General features: G+C 58.5%; 21 protein-coding genes and 1 pseudogene. 4 read left to right on the top strand and 18 right to left on the bottom strand.

Annotated features, from left to right (window positions below; translation table 11 throughout):
• From B3187_RS02820 to B3187_RS02800, 5 genes are all read right to left on the bottom strand, one after another.
• The coding region (locus tag B3187_RS02820) for an arsenic resistance protein (protein ID WP_286804495.1) at positions 1 to 617 on the bottom strand (617 nt) is incomplete at its 3' end.
• A gap of 70 nt (positions 618 to 687) precedes the next feature.
• Entirely contained in the window at positions 688 to 1,032 is a 345-nt protein-coding gene (locus tag B3187_RS02815) for an ArsR/SmtB family transcription factor (protein ID WP_238559289.1), read from the bottom strand.
• Between the two features lie 112 nt (positions 1,033 to 1,144).
• Complete coding sequence (locus tag B3187_RS02810) at positions 1,145 to 1,861, bottom strand: hypothetical protein (protein ID WP_286804494.1); 717 nt, start codon at positions 1,859 to 1,861, stop codon at positions 1,145 to 1,147.
• A gap of 204 nt (positions 1,862 to 2,065) precedes the next feature.
• The gene (locus B3187_RS02805) at positions 2,066 to 4,834 is read right to left on the bottom strand and encodes a TonB-dependent receptor domain-containing protein (protein ID WP_286804493.1); all 2,769 of its coding nucleotides are present in this window, start codon (positions 4,832 to 4,834) and stop codon (positions 2,066 to 2,068) included.
• A gap of 107 nt (positions 4,835 to 4,941) precedes the next feature.
• Positions 4,942 to 6,618, bottom strand: a complete 1,677-nt coding sequence (locus B3187_RS02800) for a serine/threonine protein kinase (RefSeq protein WP_123639549.1) — start codon at positions 6,616 to 6,618, stop codon at positions 4,942 to 4,944.
• A 293-nt stretch (positions 6,619 to 6,911) separates the two neighbouring features.
• Between B3187_RS02800 and B3187_RS02795 the strand changes: the two genes are divergently transcribed.
• From B3187_RS02795 to fabB, 3 genes are all read left to right on the top strand, one after another.
• Entirely contained in the window at positions 6,912 to 7,874 is a 963-nt protein-coding gene (locus tag B3187_RS02795) for a polyprenyl synthetase family protein (protein WP_123639550.1), read from the top strand.
• A gap of 100 nt (positions 7,875 to 7,974) precedes the next feature.
• Positions 7,975 to 8,499: a 3-hydroxyacyl-[acyl-carrier-protein] dehydratase FabA gene (gene fabA / locus B3187_RS02790; protein WP_024462505.1), complete on the top strand. Its 525-nt coding sequence runs from the start codon at positions 7,975 to 7,977 to the stop codon at positions 8,497 to 8,499.
• A gap of 134 nt (positions 8,500 to 8,633) precedes the next feature.
• Positions 8,634 to 9,851 carry a beta-ketoacyl-ACP synthase I gene (gene fabB / locus B3187_RS02785; protein ID WP_286804492.1) on the top strand — a complete coding sequence of 406 codons (1,218 nt, stop codon included), beginning with the start codon at positions 8,634 to 8,636 and terminating at the stop codon, positions 9,849 to 9,851.
• Positions 9,852 to 9,945: 94 nt separating this feature from the next.
• Here fabB and B3187_RS02780 read toward each other — a convergent pair whose 3' ends face one another.
• The 3 genes from B3187_RS02780 to B3187_RS02770 all read right to left on the bottom strand — a co-directional run bounded on the left by B3187_RS02780 (position 9,946) and on the right by B3187_RS02770 (position 12,838).
• Positions 9,946 to 10,812, bottom strand: coding sequence for an SDR family oxidoreductase (locus B3187_RS02780; RefSeq protein WP_286804491.1), 867 nt, complete (start codon positions 10,810 to 10,812; stop codon positions 9,946 to 9,948).
• Between the two features lie 26 nt (positions 10,813 to 10,838).
• Positions 10,839 to 11,387: a single-stranded DNA-binding protein gene (gene ssb / locus B3187_RS02775; protein WP_024462502.1), complete on the bottom strand. Its 549-nt coding sequence runs from the start codon at positions 11,385 to 11,387 to the stop codon at positions 10,839 to 10,841.
• Positions 11,388 to 11,467: 80 nt separating this feature from the next.
• The gene (locus tag B3187_RS02770; protein WP_339619451.1) at positions 11,468 to 12,838 is read right to left on the bottom strand and encodes an MFS transporter; all 1,371 of its coding nucleotides are present in this window, start codon (positions 12,836 to 12,838) and stop codon (positions 11,468 to 11,470) included.
• Positions 12,839 to 13,058: 220 nt separating this feature from the next.
• On the opposite strand from B3187_RS02770, the gene uvrA reads away from it, so the two are divergent.
• Positions 13,059 to 15,926 carry an excinuclease ABC subunit UvrA gene (gene uvrA / locus B3187_RS02765; protein ID WP_286804498.1) on the top strand — a complete coding sequence of 956 codons (2,868 nt, stop codon included), beginning with the start codon at positions 13,059 to 13,061 and terminating at the stop codon, positions 15,924 to 15,926.
• A 104-nt stretch (positions 15,927 to 16,030) separates the two neighbouring features.
• On the opposite strand, the gene rplQ is transcribed toward uvrA, so the two are convergent.
• From rplQ to B3187_RS02715, 10 genes and pseudogenes are all read right to left on the bottom strand, one after another.
• Positions 16,031 to 16,441 carry a 50S ribosomal protein L17 gene (rplQ, locus tag B3187_RS02760; protein WP_024462499.1) on the bottom strand — a complete coding sequence of 137 codons (411 nt, stop codon included), beginning with the start codon at positions 16,439 to 16,441 and terminating at the stop codon, positions 16,031 to 16,033.
• 83 nt (positions 16,442 to 16,524) lie between these two features.
• Positions 16,525 to 17,514 (bottom strand): DNA-directed RNA polymerase subunit alpha, encoded by a 990-nt coding sequence (locus B3187_RS02755; protein ID WP_286804490.1) that lies wholly within the window; start codon positions 17,512 to 17,514, stop codon positions 16,525 to 16,527.
• A 26-nt stretch (positions 17,515 to 17,540) separates the two neighbouring features.
• Positions 17,541 to 18,161, bottom strand: coding sequence for a 30S ribosomal protein S4 (gene rpsD, locus B3187_RS02750; RefSeq protein ID WP_286804489.1), 621 nt, complete (start codon positions 18,159 to 18,161; stop codon positions 17,541 to 17,543).
• Between the two features lie 13 nt (positions 18,162 to 18,174).
• The gene (gene rpsK, locus B3187_RS02745; protein WP_024462496.1) at positions 18,175 to 18,570 is read right to left on the bottom strand and encodes a 30S ribosomal protein S11; all 396 of its coding nucleotides are present in this window, start codon (positions 18,568 to 18,570) and stop codon (positions 18,175 to 18,177) included.
• 54 nt (positions 18,571 to 18,624) lie between these two features.
• Positions 18,625 to 18,981: a 30S ribosomal protein S13 gene (gene rpsM, locus B3187_RS02740; RefSeq protein WP_024462495.1), complete on the bottom strand. Its 357-nt coding sequence runs from the start codon at positions 18,979 to 18,981 to the stop codon at positions 18,625 to 18,627.
• A 187-nt stretch (positions 18,982 to 19,168) separates the two neighbouring features.
• Positions 19,169 to 19,285, bottom strand: coding sequence for a 50S ribosomal protein L36 (gene rpmJ, locus B3187_RS02735; RefSeq protein ID WP_081666256.1), 117 nt, complete (start codon positions 19,283 to 19,285; stop codon positions 19,169 to 19,171).
• 22 nt (positions 19,286 to 19,307) lie between these two features.
• The gene (gene secY / locus B3187_RS02730) at positions 19,308 to 20,645 is read right to left on the bottom strand and encodes a preprotein translocase subunit SecY (RefSeq protein ID WP_024462494.1); all 1,338 of its coding nucleotides are present in this window, start codon (positions 20,643 to 20,645) and stop codon (positions 19,308 to 19,310) included.
• A gap of 11 nt (positions 20,646 to 20,656) precedes the next feature.
• A complete protein-coding gene (gene rplO / locus B3187_RS02725) occupies positions 20,657 to 21,091 on the bottom strand; it encodes a 50S ribosomal protein L15 (RefSeq protein WP_024462493.1) in 435 nt (144 codons plus the stop codon).
• Between the two features lies 1 nt (position 21,092).
• Complete coding sequence (gene rpmD, locus B3187_RS02720) at positions 21,093 to 21,278, bottom strand: 50S ribosomal protein L30 (RefSeq protein WP_024462492.1); 186 nt, start codon at positions 21,276 to 21,278, stop codon at positions 21,093 to 21,095.
• 36 nt (positions 21,279 to 21,314) lie between these two features.
• Positions 21,315 to 21,458 (bottom strand): annotated as a pseudogene (locus B3187_RS02715) (30S ribosomal protein S5); the annotation flags it as partial.

Below are 21,458 nucleotides of genomic sequence, written 5' to 3'. Positions count from 1 at the left end.
CCGCCGCGGGCCAATAGCCAACGACGAGTGACCGCACCGGCGATCAACGGCAGCACCACGTAAAGAACAACAGACAATACCAGTGTCTGCCAGGGCACAGTGATATCGGTCATGCCCAGCAAAAACGCGGCCAGCGGCGCAAACGCAAACACCAGTACCAGATCGTTGATGGAGACCTGCACCAGCGTGTAGTTGGGATCACCCTTGGTCAGCTGACTCCAGACAAACACCATGGCGGTGCATGGCGCCACCCCCAGCAGGATCATCCCCGCGATGTATTCCGTGGCGGTCTGCGGGTCAACCCAACCGGCAAAAAACACGCGAAAAAATAACCAGCCCAGCGCCGCCATGGTAAAGGGTTTGATCAACCAGTTGACCACCAGGGTCAGAAACAGGCCCCGGGGGCGCTTACCCACATCTTTGATGGAGGTTAAGTCCACCTGCACCATCATCGGGTAGATCATCAACCAGATGAAAACCGCCACGACCAGGTTGACCTGGGCATACTGCCAACCGGACAGCATTTGGAACGCTGCCGGGAACACCAGACCCAGCGCAACACCGACCCCGATGGCCAGAGCAACCCAAACCGATAAATACCGCTCAAACAATCCCACTAGTCTGCTCCACTGTAATCATCAAACCTGATTGGATAAGGGCCTCTGGTAAGCCCGGTGCCCCTGCTGCTCAGCAAGTCCCATTTGGTCTAACGGCTGTCGGCACACAGACTTCCGGGTGACCCGCGCAGCAATCCCGGACCAGGAACTGAATGACGTCGTTCATATGCTGGATATTGGCGCGATAGATAATGGACCGGCTATGTCGCTCAGAAACAACCCAGCCCGCCCGGGCCAATGTGGCAAGGTGTGTGGACATGGTGTTGTGAGGTACCCCCAACTGACGGGCGATCTCACCAGCGGCCAGTCCCTCGGGTTCGTGGCGGACCAGCAGACGATACGCCGCCAGACGGGTTTCCTGAGAAAGGGCGGCAAAGCTCGGAATAGCGTCTTTAATTTCCATATGTCGAAACATATCGACACATTGGTAAAAGGTCAACCTCTTTATCAGATTGACTCAGCCAGACACAAAAAACCGACTGACCTTTCGGCCAGCCGGTGGATCGGCGCGTTCTTCTGGAATCGGCTTAGTTCGGGTAGTGCAGCACCGCCACGTAGCGCATTTTTTCCGGTTTGCCACTGACCATGCCGGGCAGGAAGCGAGAAGCCTCAAGGGCTTTTTCCACCGCCCGGGCATCGCGCCGGTGCTCACTGTGGCTCTCCAGGCTGCGCGCCGAGATCACCCGACCGCTGTCGTTCACCCAGGCCAATACCCGGGTCAACTCGCCTTCATCGCTGAAGAAGGGCTGGCCCTGGCTCCAGTCGTTTTTACGGTACAGGGAGTACCAGTTCCGGTCGTCCAGCCGCTCCTGCGGGGCGCTGTACTGATAGCCGAAATCGCCCTGCATGTGCCCCAGGTTGGGCAGCAGCATGACCGGAGGCTGGCCTTCCAGGTCGGCATAGACCACCCGGAACACCATCCGTACCGGCACCGGCTCACCATCGACCGTGGCGGCGGAGAAACGCCGGGTCGCCATGGCCTCTTCCACCTGATCGCGCAGGTCGGTGAAACCGTCACGCTCATAGCAGGACACATTGCGGGTCAGACCATCGGTACCCACATCCGCCTGACAGTAGACGGAGGCCACCGGTGTATTGGCGGTCAAGGCTGGAGGCGCCACAGCGGCCTCCAGGTAGCGGAGTGTATCTTCACCAAAGCCCGCAGGCTGATATTGTTCGGCCGCGACACTGCCCACTGAACCCAGGCCCAGCGCGACCAGGGCGCTGACTACGACTTTTTTCATGCTCTTATCCTCTTTCATTGGCACTGAGGGGGTTTGTTGGATGACGGACGGCGCAAATCCGGCTATAAACCCTTTATCCCATGCCCAAAGAGTAGCATTGCGCTTAGCAGAGTTATGTTAATTTATTATGACAGTTTCGGCTTTTTATAGAAAAAAGCCGCTCAAAAGAGCGGCCCAAGCAGCAGAAAAGTATCCGGAACACCGTCAGAAGCGGTACTGGACACTCAGACTGAGATCCTGACCCCGCTCCTGGTTGTAGATCTCCACATCCTGCGTGCTGCCGTCGGAGGCGGTATTGGTCCGCTCGATCACCAGGTTCTCGTCCAGCAGGTTCTTGACTTTCAGCTTCACGGTGAAGTTGTCACTGGGGTAGAAAGAGTAGGTGAAATCCAGCGAGTGGAACGGTTGCTCGAAGCTGTCCGGCGCCCCGTTGCGACCTGCGAAGAACAGGCGCTCGCTGAAGGAGTTGTAGGACAGCGTGGCCGAGTGCATGCCATCGGATGAGTCGTAACCCAGAATCAGGTTGCTGACCACATCGGAGGCGCCCTGAAGCGGGCGAATCGGGTTGGTGGGTGCATCGGCATTGTTGCCGGCCACCAGCTCCTGATCCATGAAGGTGAAGTTACCTTGCACAAAGAAGGGATCCAGCACCGCCGCCATATCGCCCAGGCTCTTCAGGAACTCGACTTCCAGCCCGTACAGCTCCGCGCTGTCGCCGTTGTGGATCTCTGCCCGGATATTGTCATCCGTAGCGGCCCCTTCAAACTGCTCGATGGGGTTCACAATGTCCTTGTAGAACATGGACAGGGTGAAGTTGTCCCCACCGGAGAAGAACCACTCGGCGCGCAGGTCGAAGTTATCGATCTGGGAAGGCACCACGTCCGGATTGCCGTTGACCACAATGTCGGTGATCGGATCAAAGTAACTGGAACCGGAGATTTCCCTCAGGTCCGGACGCACGGTGGTTTCACCAAAGCTGGCCCGCAGCTGGAAGTCTTCCGCCCAGAAGTCCTGGGTCATCCAGGTCAGCGCCACCGAGTTGTACACATCGTCCTCGGTGTAAGTCACTTCCTGGAAGTAGTCGGCCACGACCTGCGGGTCGGGGCTTTCCATGCCCGGGAACTGACTGCCGTCATAGTTGACCGGGTTCCACGGCAGGTTCACCTGTTGATAATCTTCCCAGCGACTACCAATCACCAGACGCCAGGTGTAATCCCAGGTCATGTCCAGCTGGCCGAAGGCCGCGTTCACCTTATTGGCCGCCACATAGCTGTTGGCATTGCCGGAGTTGTTGGTGACCTGGAAGCCATTGGCCGGATCGAGCAGGTTGTCGTCCGCCAGGATGCTACTCAGGTCCTGAGTGAACAGTGGATCGCTGTTCCCGAGCGTGGTGCTGCCCAGATAGAACTCATACTGCTCGTAGGTGCGGGACTTCTGCCAGTAATCCATCCCCCCGGACAGGGCAAACTCCCAGTTACCCAGGGTGGCCGGCATTGTTATAGTGAAGCCGTTGCTGTCGACGTAGTCGCGCAGATCCGAGTAGCGATAACTCGCAGCAGTATTGTTGGCGCCGCTGAACGCCGACGACTGAACCTCACCGGTCTGTGGATCGGTTACCGTCAGGCTCAACGCATTGACTTCATTCGGCAGGTCCGTGGACGCCTCGCTGTCCGAAATATACCAGTCGAAGCTCAGGCCACGCAGGAAGTCCAGGCTGTCACTGAGGCCCAGTGCATCCAGCGTATCCCAACCCAGCTCGTGCTCCCCGTGCACCTGATGCACTTCCAGCTCACGCTGCTCGTAGCGCAGCTCGGTGTTGCGGAAACCCTGTCCATCGGACAGCAGACGGTTGGCGTTGAAGTAATCACGCACCGACACTTCGTCGTCGGTGTTGCGCAACCAGATACTGGTGGTTTCAATGGAGTTTTCCGCGTTCAGACGAAGCCCAAAACTCAGGTTGCCGGAAATATCCACCGAGTTGACGGTCTCATCCTCGGTGACCACCTGGTTCTCAGGGTCCTGAAAGCGGCGCTGGACCACTTCGCGATTGCGCCAGCTGCTGTCATAAGCCGCACCGGCCAGAAAGCCGAACTCCATGTCATTGGGCAGGTAATAATTGTTACCCAGATTGATCTCGGCTTCGATATCCGGCTCGCCGGAGGTTTCCCGAGGGCTGATGTCCCGATTGAGACCGGCGGCCAATTGACGGTTGATCGCCGCGGCGTCCTCAATAGAATCCAGACGGGCAACCGTATTGATATTGTTGATGGAGACATCACCGCGGTACTGATCCAGAGCCGCACTCAACTGAGGCGACAGCGCCCGGGCGCCATCATCGGAACCCCAGCGATCATCCTCACCACCGGTGTAGGTCAGAAAATCCGAGGAAGCGGTGTTGGTGCCGGTACCCAGCTCAATGTTGAACAGAATATCGTCCGGAATACTGGTGGTACGGATGTCGACACTACCACCACCAAAGGCGGCAGGCTTGTCCGCTGACGGCACTTTCTGGATTGCCAGAGAATCCACAATGGAGGTCGGAATGATGTCCAGCGGCAGCACGTTGCGTGACAGGTCCGGGGACGGCACCATGGCGCCGTTGAGCGTGGTGTTGGAGTAGCGCTCACCCAGCCCGCGCACAAAGACAAACTTGCCATCCACCAGGGTGACCCCGGGAACGCGTGTCAACGCCAGCGCGACGGTTGAGTCGCCAATCCGGCTGATCTGATCCGCGCCAAGCAGGTCAGTCGCCACCGCCGCTTCCTGACGCTCCACGGCCAGACTTTCCGCGCCGCTCATCAGGCGGCCGCCGGTCACCAGCAACTCTTCCATGACCGGCGGTGCCATCACCGGCGGCTGGGTCGGTGCACTGTCATCGTCCTGGGCCACGGCCGAGGCACTGATCAAAGCGCTGAGCAGACTGACGCTGAAGCCGGCACGAGCGAGGTGAGTTGAAAATTGTTTGCTGTTCATCTGAACTGCCCTATCTAGTGAAGCTGTAGAGAGCCGCCTAGTAGAAAGGGCGCCGTAAGGCGCCCTTTCGTTACGGCAATCGTGTGTTGACTCGTTGCAGTCGGGGCTTATTCAGCCGCTTCGAACCACAGCGGCTGGGCACGATTGTCCGGGTGCAGGCCGTAAGTCCATCCCGCGGTCCAGTCGTTGTCAGCGGTCACGCCACCGACAAAGTCTGCATCTACCGGAGTCACCTGAGTGGCGTTACCGTTGACCACCATGTCGCCCAGCGGCAGGGAGTAGAAACCATCCAGGATGGCCAGATTGACATCGACGTCGTCAGCGGTCGGGTCTTCACCGTCAGCCGCGGTCTGCATCACGTCGTTGTTGGCTTCGAGGAAGGCACGAGTGGTGGTGCTGTCCGGCAGCGGGCCGCCGTTGGTCAGGGTGGCACAGGCGATGATGGACTCTTCTATCACCAGGTCACCGTCCTGAGCCGCCTGCAGACCTTCAGCCGATTCGATGCGAACACAGTAGTTATCGTCCGCCTGGTCACCCATGTAAGCGGTGGTCAGGATGGAGTTGCGGATGGTCGGGAAGTGCGCTTCCCGGATGCGCCAGCCGTGGCCATCAGCATGAGTACCCGCCGCATTCGGAGAGACGATACAGGTCAGGTTATTGATGGTAGCGCGAGAGTTCAGGCCGCGAGCCACGAAATCGTCGATAGTGGCCTGATCCTGGCTGCTGTAGCTGCCGATACCGTCGGACTCGATGCAGTGATCGCCATCGGTCTCGCCCTGAATCACCAATGCGTTGTTGATGGTGCCGACATAGGCTTCGTCGATATCGATGGAGTCATCGCGGACATACAGACCCACGTAGTTGTTGATATCAACCGCGCCACCGAAGAACTCGATACCGTCGTCGTAGGTTGAGTAAACCTGCAGGAAGTTCACCTCGGTACCGGAACCGACCGCGTTGAAAGAAATGCCGTTCAGGTCGTTACCCGGAGCCACCTGGGCACCAGTGTGCTTGACCATGAAGTACTCCAGGGAGCCGGAGCTGTCTTCATTGTTGTCACCACCGTAGTAAGTCTGGCCAGCGCCGGCCTTACCTTCAGCGGCGATATGGCAATCGGAGGTCGCCAGATCGCCATCCATCATGGTGCCGGTGTAGGCACACTTGTTGGTGATACCGAAACCATTGATGATCATGCCGCCCCACTGCTGGACATCTTCGGGTCCTACGGTACCTTCGATATCGGAGGTAGAAGTCACCACAACCGGCTCTTCCACAGTGCCTTCAGCAAAGATCTGGGAACCGCGATTGACCACAAAGTAATCATCGTTGGAGCGGAAGGCCAGAATGGTGCCCGCTTCCAGGCGCAATACAGAGCCGTCACCACCCTGGGCAATGCCAGCCGCTTCCATGTCAGCGTCGTTGTCGTAGCCCTGACCGATCATCAGGCTGTCGTTGAAGATGTGGGCGCCGTCATTGGACAGGTCGCCAAAAACCAGCTCTTCAGAACCGGTGTAGGGCTTGCTCAGGCTGACAAAATCGGTGCCGTATACGCAGTTGGGCGCATCGTATGAGCCCTGGAAGGTCTCGCCGTCTTGTTCATAGGAGGCACAGGGGTTATCTACGGTTTCGCCACCTCCACCACCACTGGTGTTATTGTTGCTGTTATCGCCAACTGAGTTGTCGACACTGGACTGGTTGCGGGCATCGATCTCGATATCGCCGCCGCCACAAGCCGCCAGCACTGCAGTCAAAGCGGTTACGCTAACAAGGGTCGTGATTTTCATAGGTTGAGCACTCCTGATGGATCGCTTTTTTTGAAAACGGGGACTACCGGCCTCGACCCATAGTCCATGTCTGGTCGGAGAAAGCCTTGCAAGCAACTCGGCTCATCTCGTCGTGTGGCGCCTATGTTCAACAAGTTTTATGAATCTTGGGCGACAGTTTTGTGAAGGTTTTGTGACGAGCACCGGAGGGGAGGCACCGATGGGCCGGTTGACGGTAGGCGCCGGAATTCTTGACAGCCACCCCCTCCCTGCCTAGGATGCCTTTCCTTTATCAGCAACAGAGCCCAAGCCCCATGCTGCCTTTCCACCAGGTTGTTGCGGACGATTTCGAAGCCGTTAACCAGCGCATCATCGAACAGCTCCACTCCGATGTAGAGCTGGTCGAGAATATTGGTCACTACCTTATTGAAGCCGGGGGCAAGCGATTGCGCCCGCTGATGGTGCTGCTCACTTGCCGGGCACTGGACTATAGAGGACAGGACAATCTGGACCTGGCGGCGATCATCGAGTTCATCCACACCGCCACCCTGCTCCACGACGATGTGGTCGACACTTCGGAGCGCCGGCGCGGGCGCATTACCGCCAACGCCCAGTGGGGTAACGCCCCGGCGGTGCTGGTGGGGGACTTCCTGTATTCCCGGGCATTTCAGATGATGGTGGCCATTGGCAGTATGGACATCATGTCGGTGCTGTCGGAAACCACTAACCGTATCGCGGAGGGCGAGGTCCAGCAGTTGGTCAACGCCAAGGACCCCGCCGTCACGGAGAGCAATTACTTCTCAGTGATCGACAAAAAGACGGCCATCCTGTTTGCCTCAGCCTGCGAAGTGGCAGCGGTTCTCAGCGAGGCAGCCCCCGACCAGCGCCAGGCGCTGAGGGCCTACGGCCACCACGTCGGTATGGCCTTTCAGCTGGTAGACGATGCGCTCGACTATCAGGGAGACGCCGAGGCCCTGGGCAAGAACGTCGGTGACGACCTGGCGGAGGGTAAACCCACCCTGCCCCTGATTTATGCTATGCAGACGGGAACACCGGACCAGAAGGCGCTGGTGGCAGGTGCGATCCGGGCGGGAGACACCACAAAGCTGCCGGAGATCCTGCGCATCGTCGAGGAAACTGGCGCCATGGAATACACGCTCGAGCGCGCTCGCGCCCAGGTCGCCAGCGCCAGGGCACAGCTGGCGGCCCTGCCAGAGAACGCCTACACCCGGGCCATGGCCGAGGTGGCGGAGTTCGCCCTGGCCCGGACTCACTAGACAAGCTCCCCACAGTCGGTAGAATGGCGACCTTTGCCGCCCTGAATCCACCCGCAACGGTGACCGATGGGCCGATATAGACTGTAACAGAGCCCCTATTATGAACGCCTTTGCCCAAAAGAACGCCTACAGCCGTGACGAACTGCTCGAGTGTGGCCACGGCCGCCTGTTTGGCCCCGGCAACGCCCAGTTGCCCGTGCCCAATATGCTGATGCTCGACCGGATCGCCCATATCAGCGAAACGGGCGGGGAATTCAGCAAAGGCGAAATCATCGCCGAGCTCGATATTTCTCCCGACCTGTGGTTCTTTGACTGCCACTTCCCCGGCGACCCGGTTATGCCCGGCTGTTTGGGCCTGGACGCCATGTGGCAACTGGTGGGTTTTTTCCTGGGCTGGAAGGGCAACCCCGGTAAGGGACGGGCCCTAGGCTGCGGTGAAGTGAAATTTACCGGGCAGATTCTGCCCACCGCCAAAAAAATCACCTATCACATCAACCTGAAGCGGGTCATTGAGCGCAAGCTGATCATGGGCATCGCCGACGGCCGGGTATCCGTCGATGGCAAAGACATCTACTTTGCCAAGGATTTGCGCGTCGGTCTGTTTCAGAACACTGATTCCTTCTAAATCGGGCGGCCGGGCCAGCCCGTGGCGCTGAACTCAGCTTCTGTCGAGCGGTCCAATCCCCGCCCCGACAGAGCGGTTTGTATGGCATAATGGCGCCCACTGCTTCCGCTACAAACAGAGATAAGAGGTAGCCTATGAAACGCGTTGTAGTTACCGGCATGGGCATTGTGTCCTGCTTAGGTAATGATATTGCCACCGTACTCGAGGCATTACGCGCAGGCCGTTCCGGCATCAAATTTCAGGACAGCTATGCCGAGATGGGTTTCCGCAGCCAAGTGGCGGGCTCCATCGACATTGACCTGAAAGAGTGCATTGATCGCAAAGTGCTTCGCTTCATGGGCGATGCGGCGGCCTTTGCCTATATTTCCATGGATCAGGCCATTGCTGACGCCGGCCTCGATGAGTCGCTGGTGTCAAACGAGCGCACCGGTATCATCATGGGCTCTGGCGGCGCCTCCTCCAAGAACCTGGTGGAAGCAGCTGACGTACTGCGGGAGAAAGGCCTGAAGCGGGTCGGCCCCTACCGGGTCACCCAGACCATGGGCAGCACCACCTCGGCCTGCCTGGCCACACCCTTCAAAATCAAGGGGCTGAACTACTCCATCTCCTCCGCCTGCGCCACCAGCGCCCACTGTATTGGTAGCGCCATGGAGCAGATCCAGCTGGGCAAACAGGACATCGTATTTGCCGGTGGTGGTGAGGAAGAGCACTGGACATTGACCAGCCTGTTCGACGCCATGGGCGCCCTGTCCACCAAGTACAACGACCATCCCGAACAAGCATCACGCGCCTATGATGCAGAGCGCGACGGTTTTGTCATTGCCGGTGGTGGTGGTTGCCTGGTACTGGAAGAGTATGAGCATGCCAAGGCTCGCGGCGCAAAGATCTACGCCGAACTGGTTGGCTACGGCGCCAACTCTGACGGTTACGACATGGTGGCCCCTTCCGGTGAAGGCGCCATTCGCTGCATGAAGCAGGCCCTGGCGACCACCGACGGGGACATTGATTACATCAACTCACACGGCACCAGTACGCCGGTGGGCGACCTGGCTGAACTGAAGGCCATTCGCGCCACCTTTACCGACAAGGTGCCGACCATCAGCTCCACCAAATCCCTCACCGGGCATTCTCTGGGTGCCACCGGCGTACAGGAGGCCATCTACAGCCTCCTGATGATGAAGCACGACTTCATCTGTGCCTCGGCGAACATCACCCAGCTGGACCCCGAAGCCGAAGGGCTGCCGATCGCGACCGAGCGTCAGGATGGGGTGACTCTGGAGCGGGTCATGTCCAACAGCTTCGGTTTTGGCGGCACCAATGCCTGCCTGGTGTTCCAGCGCATGGCCGACTGATACGCCAGACCCTGTTCAGATGGACATAAAAAAACGCGGCATCGGCCGCGTTTTTTTATGTCCACCACGTTTTTATGTCCTGACTTCCGGCTGATCAACCCTGGCGCTGGTGCAGCCACTGTTTGACCATAGGTACCAGGTAGGGCTCCCAAGCCCTTGCCTGTACGCCAAAGCCATCCCGCAGGCGCCGCCCACCCAACACCGCGCTGATAGGCTCATCCGGAGGCAAGGACTCCAGCCTCGTCAGCTCGACCCCCTCCGGCATGCTGTCAAGCTGGCCCAGTACGGCAATCACCTTTTCCGCAAAATCCGCTTCGCTGCAGGGCTCGCGACTGGCGTAATGCATGACCCCCCAGTTCTCCGCCCCACAGCTGATCTGTTTGACCACGCCCACGATCACTCGGGCCGCATCGGACAGCGCCGTGGGTGACCCTTTCAGTCGGACATGGACCGGCACCTCCCCCTGACCACTGAAAATCGCGCCAAGAAGGCGGGTCAGGCGGTTGTCACCATAGCTGCCAATCATCCAGCTCAGGCGGAGAATCAACCGCTTCGACAGCACCCCGGTCACCGCCTGCTCGGCCGCCAACCAGGCGCGCCCGGCGTCACTTTGGGGCATGGGTTCGTCTTTTTCGGCATGACTGCTTTTGTTATCCCCGCCAAAGACCTGATAGCTGGACAGCTGGATCATGGGCAGGCGCTGCTCCTCGCAAACCTGAGCCAGGATGGCGGCGGCCCGGGGGATCAGGGAGCAGTGAGCGCTATCGGGCCGATCGGCCCAACCCAGGGTGTTGATCACCAGCCTGGGGCGCTGATGCTCGATCCAGGCGCGAACCTCCCCGATATCGGTCCAGTTCAGTCGGGCCGACTCGGGCATGATCAGCGCAAAGGGTTCGCGCTCAAGCTCGTGCTCGAGCGCTTTGCCCAGGGCATGGGAGGCGTCAGTCAACAGCAGTTTCAAACGCGGCAACTCACCTGGACGTGGCTTTAGAACGGAATGTCATCATCAAAGCTGTCAAAGCCGCCGGCTGGCTGCTGAGGCTGCCCGCCGCCCCGTGGCGCGTTCTGCTGCCCACCCTGAGCGGGCGCATTCTGGGGGCCGCCGTAATTGCCGCCACCTTGTGGCGCGGAGTAATCGTCCGACGGGCCGGACTGATTGCCATAACCGCCACCGCCGCCATAATTGCTGTTGTCACCACCACGGCCGTCGAGCATCTGCATCTCATTGGCGACAATTTCAGTGGTGTAGCGGTCCTGACCGTCCTGCCCCTGCCACTTGCGGGTACGCAAGGAGCCTTCGATGTAGACTTTGCTGCCCTTTTTCAGATACTCGCCCGCAATCTCGGCCAGACGGTTGAAAAAGACCACCCGGTGCCACTCGGTGCGCTCCTGTGGCTGGCCGGTCTGCTTGTCTTTCCACTGGTCACTGGTGGCCAAATTGACGTTGGTCACCGCCCCACCGGAGGGCATGTAGCGGGTTTCCGGGTCGGCACCCAGGTTCCCGATCAGAATGACTTTGTTGATTCCCCGAGCCATGATGTTCTCCTGTTCGTAAACTGTCTTAAATGGCCGTCAGGATACACCAGCGGCCCTTGGCTGTCAGTCGGTGAATGGGTTCACCGGGCCAACACACACTGTTCGGCGATGGAGGACAGCCGCTTGCGGTCCACCACCCGGGGGTCCACCTTGAGGTAAGCGGTCCCCTCGCTTTCCACGACCACCACTTCGGCCACGCCGGGCACGGCGTATAGCTCTTCACTGAACCGGTCGCTGACCTTGCCTTTGAGCGGAATCAGAACGCTGGCCAGGTAACGGGGCGGGCGCATGCCCACGGCGGCCAGCCACCAGAGCAACACCAGCGTTACGGCCACCGCCGATACCGCCGGCAACCCTCCCACCTGAAACACCCAACCGCCCAGGGCACCGCCGGCAAAGGCGCCGAAAAATTGGCAGCTGGCATAAATACTGGTGGCGGTGCCCTTCCCCCCCGCTGGCGCAATCTTGCTGACCAGTGAGGGAAGGCTGGCTTCCAGCAGGTTGAACGCCATAAAGAACACAAACAGAATGGCCAACACGGCGAATAACGAGCTGACCCAGGGCTGTGCCGCCAGCGCGAGTCCCAACAGGGCAATGGCGCCGAGAAACACCGGCTTCATCTGCCGACGCTTCTCGGCGATGATGATGAACGGCAGCATGGCCGCAAAGGCGCCCGCCAGCAGCGGCAGATAGACAAACCAGTGATCCCCCCGGGCAATACCGAGGTCCGTTTCCAGACGCTGAGGCATGACCAGAAACAGGGCCATCAGCACAAAGTGCAGCACGAAGATGCCCAGGTTCAGGCGCAGCAACTCGCGATTGGCCAATACCTGTCGGATCAGCTCCGGAACGGCCCCGACTTCGCGCCGCCGGCGCGGCGGTCGCTGAACCGTCGGCACCAGTTGCCAGACGATCCACAATCCGACCAGCCCCAGTGCGGCGGTCAACCAGAACACCGCCGCGAGGCCGCCCCAGTTGGCCAGCAGGGGGCCAATCACCAGCGCCAATGAGAAGGAGACACCAATCGCACCACCGATGGTCGCCATGGCCTTGGTGCGGTTCTCTTCGGCCGTAAGGTCCGCCAACAAGGCCATCACCGCGCCAGCGATGGCACCGCCCCCCTGGAGCAGGCGCCCGAGCACCAGTTCATAAACCGAATCGGCCTGCGCAGCAACCACGCTGCCGAGAGTGAACACTAACAAACCGACGGTGATGACGGGCTTTCGGCCGATGCGGTCGGAGAGGATACCGAAAGGAATCTGGAGCAGTGCCTGACTGAAGCCGTAGGCGCCCAGGGCCAGGCCCAGTAGCAGGGGGGTGGCGTGGCGGTAGTCGTCGCCATAGAGGGTGAGCACCGGCAGGACCATGAACAGCCCGAGCATACGGAAGGCGTACAGCAGTGCCAGGGAGACCACCGTGCGGCGCTCGAAGGGGGCCTGAACAATCGGCAAGGACAGCTCCTGATTCACATGGGTAAATGGGAGGCGAATTCTAACACACTGCACGCCCAAACCCTTTGACCCTAAGCCTTCATCAAGTCCGGCTCAGGGTCGGGTATGCCCCGCTCCAAACCGGGCGTGACTATTACTCACTACAATCCTTTACAACCCGGGTGACCGCCCCTCGGTGGGAATGCGTATAATGGGGGATTTGGTCGTTTCGGGAGACATGATGGATACCATTCTGGTTCGGGGGGCGCGCACCCATAACCTCAAGAATATCGACCTCGACATACCGCGGGACAAACTCGTCGTGATTACCGGCCTGTCCGGCTCGGGTAAGTCCTCACTCGCCTTCGACACCCTGTACGCCGAGGGCCAGAGACGCTATGTGGAATCACTCTCCACCTACGCCCGGCAATTCCTCTCCATGATGGAAAAGCCCGACGTCGACCACGTGGAAGGGTTGAGCCCGGCCATCTCCATCGAACAGAAATCCACCTCCCACAACCCGCGCTCCACCGTGGGCACCATTACCGAGATTTATGACTATCTGCGCCTGCTATTCGCCCGGGTAGGTGAGCCCCGCTGCCCGGTGCACGGTGAGCCATTATCGGCCCAAACCGTCAGCGAAATGGTCGACACGGTGCTCGCCCTGCCCGAGGGCACCAAGCTCATGCTTCTGGCCCCGGTTATCCGGGATCGCAAAGGTGAGCACTTACATATCTTCGAGCAACTGAAGCGCGAAGGGTTTATCCGTGCCCGGGTGGACAGCATTCTGGTGGACCTGGATGACCTGCCCAAGCTGGACAAGAAGAAAAAGCACACCATCGAGGTGGTGGTAGACCGGTTCAAAGTCCGGCCCGACCTGCAGACCCGGCTTGCCGAGTCCTTCGAGACCGCTTTGAACCTGACCGAAGGGTTGGCCGGCATCAGCTTTATGGATGGCGAACAGGATGACCAACTGTTCTCCGCCAAGCATGCCTGCCCAGTCTGCGATTACAGCCTGAGTGAGCTGGAACCGCGCCTGTTCTCGTTCAACAATCCCGCCGGCGCCTGCCCGACCTGCGACGGTCTGGGTGTGAAGCAGTTCTTTGATGAATCCCGGGTGATACAGAACCCCGAAGCATCTCTGGCCGAAGGTGCCATTCGCGGCTGGGACCGGCGCAATATCTACTACTACCACATGCTCGACTCTCTGGCGGAGCACTACGGTTTCGATATCGATACGCCCTGGAAAAAGCTCAAAGCCAAAGACCGGCGGGTGGTGCTATACGGCTCGGACGATGAGGAAATTGACTTCAGTTACATTAACGAGCGCGGCGACCTCTACCAGCGTCGGCACCGGTTTGAGGGTGTCCTGCCCAATATGGAGCGGCGCTATCGGGACACCGAATCCTCGTCGGTTCGCGAGGAGCTGGCCAAGTACATGTCCTCCCAATCCTGCCCCAGCTGCGGCGGCGCACGTCTGCGAGAGGAGGCGCGCAATGTGTTCATCGACGAGCACACCCTGCCCCAGATGACCGAGCTGCCAGTCGGGGAGGCCTACGACTACTTCAGCGCCCTCAACTTTCACGGCAGCAAGGCGAGCATTGCGGAGAAAATACTCAAGGAGCTGCGCGACCGGTTCCGCTTTCTGGTGGATGTGGGTCTGAATTACCTGTCTCTGAACCGCAGCGCGGACAGCCTGTCCGGGGGCGAGGCGCAGCGAATCCGCCTCGCGAGTCAGATCGGTGCCGGCCTGGTGGGCGTCATGTACATCCTGGACGAGCCCTCGATCGGGCTGCACCAGCGCGACAATGAGCGCTTACTCCGTACACTGACCCACCTGCGCAATATCGGCAATACGGTGATTGTGGTCGAACACGATGAAGATGCCATACGCCAGGCCGACCATGTGATCGATATCGGCCCGGGCGCTGGCGTTCACGGCGGTCAGGTGATCGCCCAGGGCGACGTCAACGCCATCATGGCCACCGACGGCTCGATTACCGGGGAGTACCTCAGCGGCAAGCGGGAAATCGCTGTGCCAGCGGAGCGTCATCCTGTAGACCCCGACCGGATGTTCCGAATCACCGGCGCCCGGGGTAACAACCTGAAAAACGTCACCCTGGAGCTCCCGGTGGGCCTGATGACCTGTGTCACCGGGGTATCGGGTTCCGGTAAGTCCACCCTGATCAATGCCACACTTCACCCGCTCGCGGCGACGGAACTCAATGGCGCCACCACGCTCAAGGCGGCGCCCTATGAAACCGTTGAATGCATGGATCACTTCGATAAATGCGTCGATATTGATCAGAGCCCGATCGGCCGCACCCCACGCTCCAACCCGGCAACCTATACCGGCATTTTTACCCCCATCAGAGAGCTGTTTGCCGGAACCCAGGAAGCCCGCTCACGCGGTTACAAACCAGGACGATTCAGTTTCAACGTCCGCGGTGGCCGCTGCGAAGCCTGCCAGGGCGACGGGGTCACCAAGGTGGAGATGCACTTTCTGCCGGACGTCTATGTGCCCTGCGACGTATGTAAAGGCAAGCGCTATAACCGCGAGACACTGGAGGTGAAATACAAAGGCAAAAGCATTCACGAAGTGCTGGAGCTGACTGTCGAAGAAGCCAGAACCTTCTTCGACCCGGTCCCTGCGATTGCCAATCGGCTGCAGACGCTCATGGACGTGGGACTTTCCTACATTCGGCTGGGCCAGGCGGCGACGACCTTGTCTGGCGGGGAAGCGCAGCGGGTCAAGCTCTCCCGCGAGCTCTCAAAACGGGACACCGGCCAGACTCTCTACATTCTCGATGAACCGACGACCGGGCTGCACTTTTACGATATCGAGCAACTTCTGGCGGTTCTGCACCGGTTACGGGATCACGGCAATACAGTGGTGGTGATTGAGCACAACCTTGACGTGATCAAAACCGCTGACTGGCTTATCGACCTGGGGCCGGAAGGCGGCTCGGGTGGGGGCGAGATTATCGCCACCGGCACGCCGGAGGCGGTGGCTGAGCAGACACAATCCCACACCGGTCGTTTCCTCAAACCGATGCTGAAGGTGGCGGCAAAGCGCAAAAAAGGGAAAAAGAAAGCCGAGAAAGCCTGACTAAAAGCATTTCTCGCAGATACAAAAAAGCCAGGCATCAGCCTGGCTTTTTTGTATCTGCTTCAATGATGTCCACGAAAGACATCATCAGCGCGGCGCCGATATTACTCGGCGGTATCCGCTGCCGCTTCTACCGGCTCTTCACCCGCTTCAATCTGGGGGCGGTCCACCAGCTCAACATAGGCCATGGGGGCCTTGTCGCCGGCACGGAAGCCACACTTCATGATACGGATATAGCCACCGGGGCGGGACTCATAACGAGGACCCAGCTCCGCGAACAGTTTACCTACCGCTTCTTTATCACGCAGGCGACTGAACGCCAGACGACGGTTGGCAACACTGTCCTTCTTGGCCAAAGTAATCAGCGGCTCGGCTACGCGACGCAGTTCTTTGGCCTTGGGCAAGGTGGTTTTAATCAGCTCGTGCTCAACCAGAGACGCGGTCATATTGCGAAACATGGCTTTGCGATGAGAGCTGTTACGATTCAGTTGACGGCCACTATGACGATGACGCATGACGCTAAACCCTTCACTAACGATCGCTTCACAGCGATCTCGTTAACCGCCGGCCAAACGACCGGCGACGAAACAATGTATTATCAGTCTTCGTTCTTCAAGCTGGCCGGGGGCCAGTTTTCCAAACGCATACCGAGTGACAAACCGCGCGAGGCGAGGACATCTTTGATCTCTGTCAGAGACTTCTTACCGAGGTTCGGGGTCTTCAACAGCTCAACTTCTGTGCGCTGAATCAGATCACCGATATAGTAGATATTCTCTGCCTTCAGGCAGTTCGCAGAGCGAACTGTCAGTTCGAGATCATCAACCGGACGCAGAAGAACAGGATCAATTGCTTCCTCTTTCTCTTCCGGCGTGGACTGCTTCTCAGCCTCCAGGTCGACGAACACGGCCAGCTGCTGTTGCAGGATGGTCGCTGCACGACGAATCGCTTCTTCCGGATCGATGGTACCGTTGGTCTCCAGATCCAGAATCAGCTTGTCCAGGTCGGTACGCTGCTCTACACGGGCACTCTCGACCGTATAGGCAAGACGACGGACCGGGCTGTAAGTCGCATCCAGCTGCAGGCGACCAATCGCGCGACTTTCGTCCTCGTCGTGACGACGGGCGTCAGCCGGCTCGTAGCCGCGACCACGAGCCACGGTCAGGCGCATGTTCAGCTCGGTATCACCGGTGATATGGGCAATCACGTGATCGGGGTTTTTCACCTCAATATCGTGATCAACCTGGATATCTCCGGCGGTAACGACACCCGGGCCCTTCTTCTTCAGAGTCAGAACCGCGCGATCCTTACCGTGCATCACAACCGCAACGTTCTTGAGGTTGAGCAGGATTTCAATAACGTCTTCCCGCACACCCTCAATTGCGCTGTACTCGTGCAGCACACCGTCAATCTCGGCTTCAGTAATGGCACAGCCCGCCATGGAGGAGAGCAGAATACGCCGTAGGGCATTGCCCAGAGTGTGACCGAAACCGCGCTCAAGCGGCTCCAACACCACTCGAGCGTGGGTCGTGCTGTTTTCGGTCACATCGATATGACGCGGAGTCAAAAATTCGTTTACTGCAGTCTGCATAGCCACACCTGTTAGCGGTTAGTCCCTTACTTGGAGTAAAGCTCGACAATAAGGTTCTCGTTGATTTCAGCGGGCAATTCACTGCGATCGGGAACTCGGGTGAAAACACCTTCTTTCTTGTCCGCGTTCACATCGATCCACTCAACATTGCTGCGCTGGCCGGCAAGGGTCAGGGCGTTCTGAATACGCAACTGATTCTTGGCCTTCTCGCGAACGGCAACCACATCACCTTCCTGCACCTGATAGGACGGAATGTTCAGGGTTTTGCCGTTGACGCTGATCGCCTTATGGGTCACCAGCTGACGCGCTTCTGCACGGGTAGAGCCAAAGCCCATCCGGTACACAACGTTATCAAGGCGGCCTTCGAGCAGCTTCAACAGGTTCTCACCGGTGGCACCCTTACGGCGAGCGGCTTCTTGGTAGTAGCTGCGGAACTGCTTTTCCATCATGCCATAGGTGCGACGTACCTTCTGCTTTTCACGCAGCTGCACACCATAGTCAGACAGACGACCACGACGCTGACCATGCTGGCCAGGAACGCTTTCCAGTTTACACTTCGAATCCAGCGCACGAGCACCACTCTTCAGAAAGAGGTCGGTGCCTTCACGACGGGACAGTTTACATGTAGGTCCAATATAACGAGCCATTATCTAGTTCCCCTTACACTCGACGTTTCTTGGGAGGACGGCAGCCGTTGTGCGGAATCGGCGTAACGTCGACAATGTTGGTGATCTTGTAACCAACATTATTAAGTGCGCGAACTGCGGATTCGCGGCCAGGGCCAGGGCCCTTCACTTCTACGTCGAGGTTCTTAAGACCGTATTCTTTCGCTGCCTCACCGGCGCGCTCCGCAGCTACCTGGGCAGCAAACGGGGTGCTTTTGCGCGAACCGCGGAAGCCAGAACCACCAGAGGTAGCCCAGCTCAGGGTATTACCCTGACGGTCGGTGATAGTGACAATGGTGTTATTGAAGGACGCGTGGATGTGGGCAACCCCATCGACCACCGTCTTCTTGACTTTCTTTTTCGTTGCGGTTTTATTACCTGGCTTCGCCATAGCAATCTCTTCCTAACCTGTAGTTACCGTATTTGAATGACTGGCGCAGATCGATTAACGCTTAATCGGCTTGCGCGGGCCCTTACGTGTGCGAGCGTTGGTCTTGGTACGCTGACCATTGACCGGCAAGCTGCGACGGTGACGCAGACCGCGATAGCAGCCCAGGTCCATCAGACGCTTGATGTTCATCGACACAACACGGCGCAAGTCACCCTCTACGGTATGCTTGCCAAGCTCGTTACGGATCGCGTCGAGCTGTTCCTCGGAAAGACTACCCATTTTGGCGTCTTCGGCGATGCCAGTAGCGGCACAGATCTGTTGCGCAGTAGTACGGCCGATCCCATAGACGTAAGTCAGGGAGACAACCGCGTGCTTGTGATCTGGTATGTTTACACCAGCAATACGGGCCATTCAAATTACTCCAGTAACACTAAAATTGCAGCGTTGACGGCAACTTACGCCACCCAACACCCTAAAAGGCGCGCAAGGATAGCGGTAAAATCACCAAAAATCAATAGCCCGGGGATTTCTCCCCGGACGACAGTCAACGCCCCCTCATGTACGCCCCGCCCCTGGAGGGGGGCCGGGCGTCCAATTCTTAACCCTGCCGCTGCTTGTGGCGAGGCTCAGCGTGGCAAATTACTCGCAGTACGCCGTTGCGCTTAACCATCTTGCAGTTGCGGCAGATCTTTTTAACAGAAGCACGAACTTTCATGATCCTACCCTAGTAATGGGGATTAGCGAGCGTTGCCGCTGCCATATCCCTTCAAGTTAGACTTCTTCATCAGTGACTCGTACTGATGAGACATCAAGTGCGCCTGAACCTGGGACATAAAGTCCATGACCACCACTACCACGATCAGCAACGACGTGCCCCCCAAGTAGAAGGGAACATTGGCCGCCACCACCAGGAACTGGGGCATCAGGCACACAGCCGACATATAAACAGCACCCACTACCGTCAGACGGGTCAGGACACTGTCGATATAGCGGGCCGATTGCTCACCCGGGCGAATCCCCGGGATGTAGGCACCGGACTTCTTCAGGTTATCCGCGACTTCTTTCGGGTTGAACATCAACGCCGTGTAGAAGAAGCAGAAGAACGAGATCAGCGCCGCGAACAGCAGAATGTTCAGAGGCTGACCCGGACCAATCGCCAGAGCGAGATCCTGAAGGAAGTCGCTGGCGAAGCCATCGCCGCCCTCGCCAAACCATTGGGCAATGGACGCCGGGAACAGCAGAATACTGCTGGCAAAGATCGCCGGAATCACGCCGGCCATATTGATCTTCAGCGGCAGGTGACTGGTCTGAGCGGCATAGGCATTACGTCCCTGCTGACGCTTCGCGTAGTTTACCGTAATCCGACGCTGTCCGCGTTCTACCCGGACCACACCCCAGATTACCGCCAACGCGATGACCGCAATCACCAGCAACAGTAGCAGGTGCAGATCGCCCTGACGGGCACTCTCAAACGCCTGACCGACCGCGCTCGGCAAACCCGCCACAATACCGGCGAAAATGAGCATTGAAATGCCGTTGCCGATACCTTTTTCAGTGACCTGCTCGCCCAACCACATCATGAAGACGGCGCCGGTAACCAGAGAGGTGACCGCAATGAAGTGAAACGCAAAATCCGCTTCGCCACCATAAGCAAACCCGGAAAAGCTCACTGACATTGCCATCGCCTGAACCGTAGCCAGCACCACCGTACCGTAACGGGTGTACTGGTTGATCTTGCGGCGACCCGCGTCACCTTCTTTCTTAAGCTGCTCCAGCGAGGGAGTCACGGCGGTCATCAACTGCATGATAATAGATGCAGAGATGTACGGCATGATACCCAACGCCAGAATACTCATGCGCTCCAGGGCACCCCCGGAGAACATGTTGAACATACCCAGAATGGTACCCTGATTCTGGTTAAACAGGTTGGCAATCCGCTCGGGATCCAAACCGGGAACCGGAATATGAGTACCAATTCGGTAGACTACGATCGCCAGGAACAAAAAACGTAGGCGAGCCCAAAGCTCGCCCAGACCTTTCTGATTCCCCAACGAAGGATTACCGGGAGTTGCCATGTTGGCGCCCCTTACTCTTCGACTTTCCCGCCGGCTGCTTCAATCGCAGCCTTGGCACCTTTGGTGACCGCAATACCGCGTACGGTAACCGCTTTGCTGAGCTCGCCAGATGCGAAGATCTTGGCGCGCTTCATGTTAGCACCAATGACATCGGCCTGCTTCAGAGTTTCGATATCGATGGTATCGCCCTCCACCTTGTTCAGCTCTGAGAGACGAACTTCGGCAGTGACACGACCAATGCGAGAACTGAAACCATACTTCGGCAGACGCTTCTGCAGCGGCATCTGACCGCCTTCAAAGCCCGGAGCAACGCTACCACCGGAACGGGACTTCAAACCTTTGTGACCGCGACCGGCGGTCTTGCCCAGGCCACTACCGATACCGCGACCCACGCGCTTCTTGCTATGGGTGCTACCGGGGGCGGGACTCAGCTCGTTAAGACGCATCTTATTCTCCCTCTACCTGTACCAGATAGTTTACAGAGTTAATCATCCCACGCACGGAGGGAGTGTCTTCCACCTCAACGGTGTGGCCGATACGGCGCAGACCCAAACCGGCAACGCTAGCCTGATGCTTCTTCAGGCGACCCGCGGTACTACGGACTTGAGTCACTTTGATCATTTTCTTAGCCATGGTCGTATTCCGCAATCAGTTAACTGGCAACGCCAATTAATTCAGGATCTCTTCGACACTTTTGCCACGCTTGGCCGCTACAGAGTCCGGAGACGCCATAGACTTCAGCGCGTTAAAAGTGGCACGAACAACGTTTACCGGGTTGGTAGAACCGTAGCACTTGGCCAGTACGTTCTGAAC

The sequence above is a fragment of the Marinimicrobium sp. UBA4209 genome, from assembly GCF_002381585.1.
Taxonomy (GTDB): domain Bacteria; phylum Pseudomonadota; class Gammaproteobacteria; order Pseudomonadales; family Cellvibrionaceae; genus Marinimicrobium; species Marinimicrobium koreense.
The sequence above is the reverse complement of the archived record's forward strand: the minus strand, read 5'-3'. Positions and strand labels throughout refer to the sequence as shown.

Excerpts from the sequence above, each read along its gene's own strand:
- rplQ (WP_024462499.1), bottom strand. The coding sequence starts at position 16,441 with ATGCGTCATCGTCATAGTGGCCGTCAACTGAATCGTAACAGCTCTCAT.
- B3187_RS02815 (WP_238559289.1), bottom strand. The coding sequence starts at position 1,032 with ATGTTTCGACATATGGAAATTAAAGACGCTATTCCGAGCTTTGCCGCC.
- rpsK (WP_024462496.1), bottom strand. The coding sequence starts at position 18,570 with ATGGCGAAGCCAGGTAATAAAACCGCAACGAAAAAGAAAGTCAAGAAG.
- uvrA (WP_286804498.1), top strand. The coding sequence starts at position 13,059 with ATGGATACCATTCTGGTTCGGGGGGCGCGCACCCATAACCTCAAGAAT.
- B3187_RS02800 (WP_123639549.1), bottom strand. The coding sequence starts at position 6,618 with ATGAAAATCACGACCCTTGTTAGCGTAACCGCTTTGACTGCAGTGCTG.
- ssb (WP_024462502.1), bottom strand. The coding sequence starts at position 11,387 with ATGGCTCGGGGAATCAACAAAGTCATTCTGATCGGGAACCTGGGTGCC.
- rpsD (WP_286804489.1), bottom strand. The coding sequence starts at position 18,161 with ATGGCTCGTTATATTGGACCTACATGTAAACTGTCCCGTCGTGAAGGC.
- secY (WP_024462494.1), bottom strand. The coding sequence starts at position 20,645 with ATGGCAACTCCCGGTAATCCTTCGTTGGGGAATCAGAAAGGTCTGGGC.
- fabB (WP_286804492.1), top strand. The coding sequence starts at position 8,634 with ATGAAACGCGTTGTAGTTACCGGCATGGGCATTGTGTCCTGCTTAGGT.
- B3187_RS02805 (WP_286804493.1), bottom strand. The coding sequence starts at position 4,834 with ATGAACAGCAAACAATTTTCAACTCACCTCGCTCGTGCCGGCTTCAGC.
- fabA (WP_024462505.1), top strand. The coding sequence starts at position 7,975 with ATGAACGCCTTTGCCCAAAAGAACGCCTACAGCCGTGACGAACTGCTC.
- rpmD (WP_024462492.1), bottom strand. The coding sequence starts at position 21,278 with ATGGCTAAGAAAATGATCAAAGTGACTCAAGTCCGTAGTACCGCGGGT.
- B3187_RS02755 (WP_286804490.1), bottom strand. The coding sequence starts at position 17,514 with ATGCAGACTGCAGTAAACGAATTTTTGACTCCGCGTCATATCGATGTG.
- B3187_RS02795 (WP_123639550.1), top strand. The coding sequence starts at position 6,912 with ATGCTGCCTTTCCACCAGGTTGTTGCGGACGATTTCGAAGCCGTTAAC.
- rplO (WP_024462493.1), bottom strand. The coding sequence starts at position 21,091 with ATGCGTCTTAACGAGCTGAGTCCCGCCCCCGGTAGCACCCATAGCAAG.
- rpsM (WP_024462495.1), bottom strand. The coding sequence starts at position 18,981 with ATGGCCCGTATTGCTGGTGTAAACATACCAGATCACAAGCACGCGGTT.
- B3187_RS02810 (WP_286804494.1), bottom strand. The coding sequence starts at position 1,861 with ATGAAAAAAGTCGTAGTCAGCGCCCTGGTCGCGCTGGGCCTGGGTTCA.
- rpmJ (WP_081666256.1), bottom strand. The coding sequence starts at position 19,285 with ATGAAAGTTCGTGCTTCTGTTAAAAAGATCTGCCGCAACTGCAAGATG.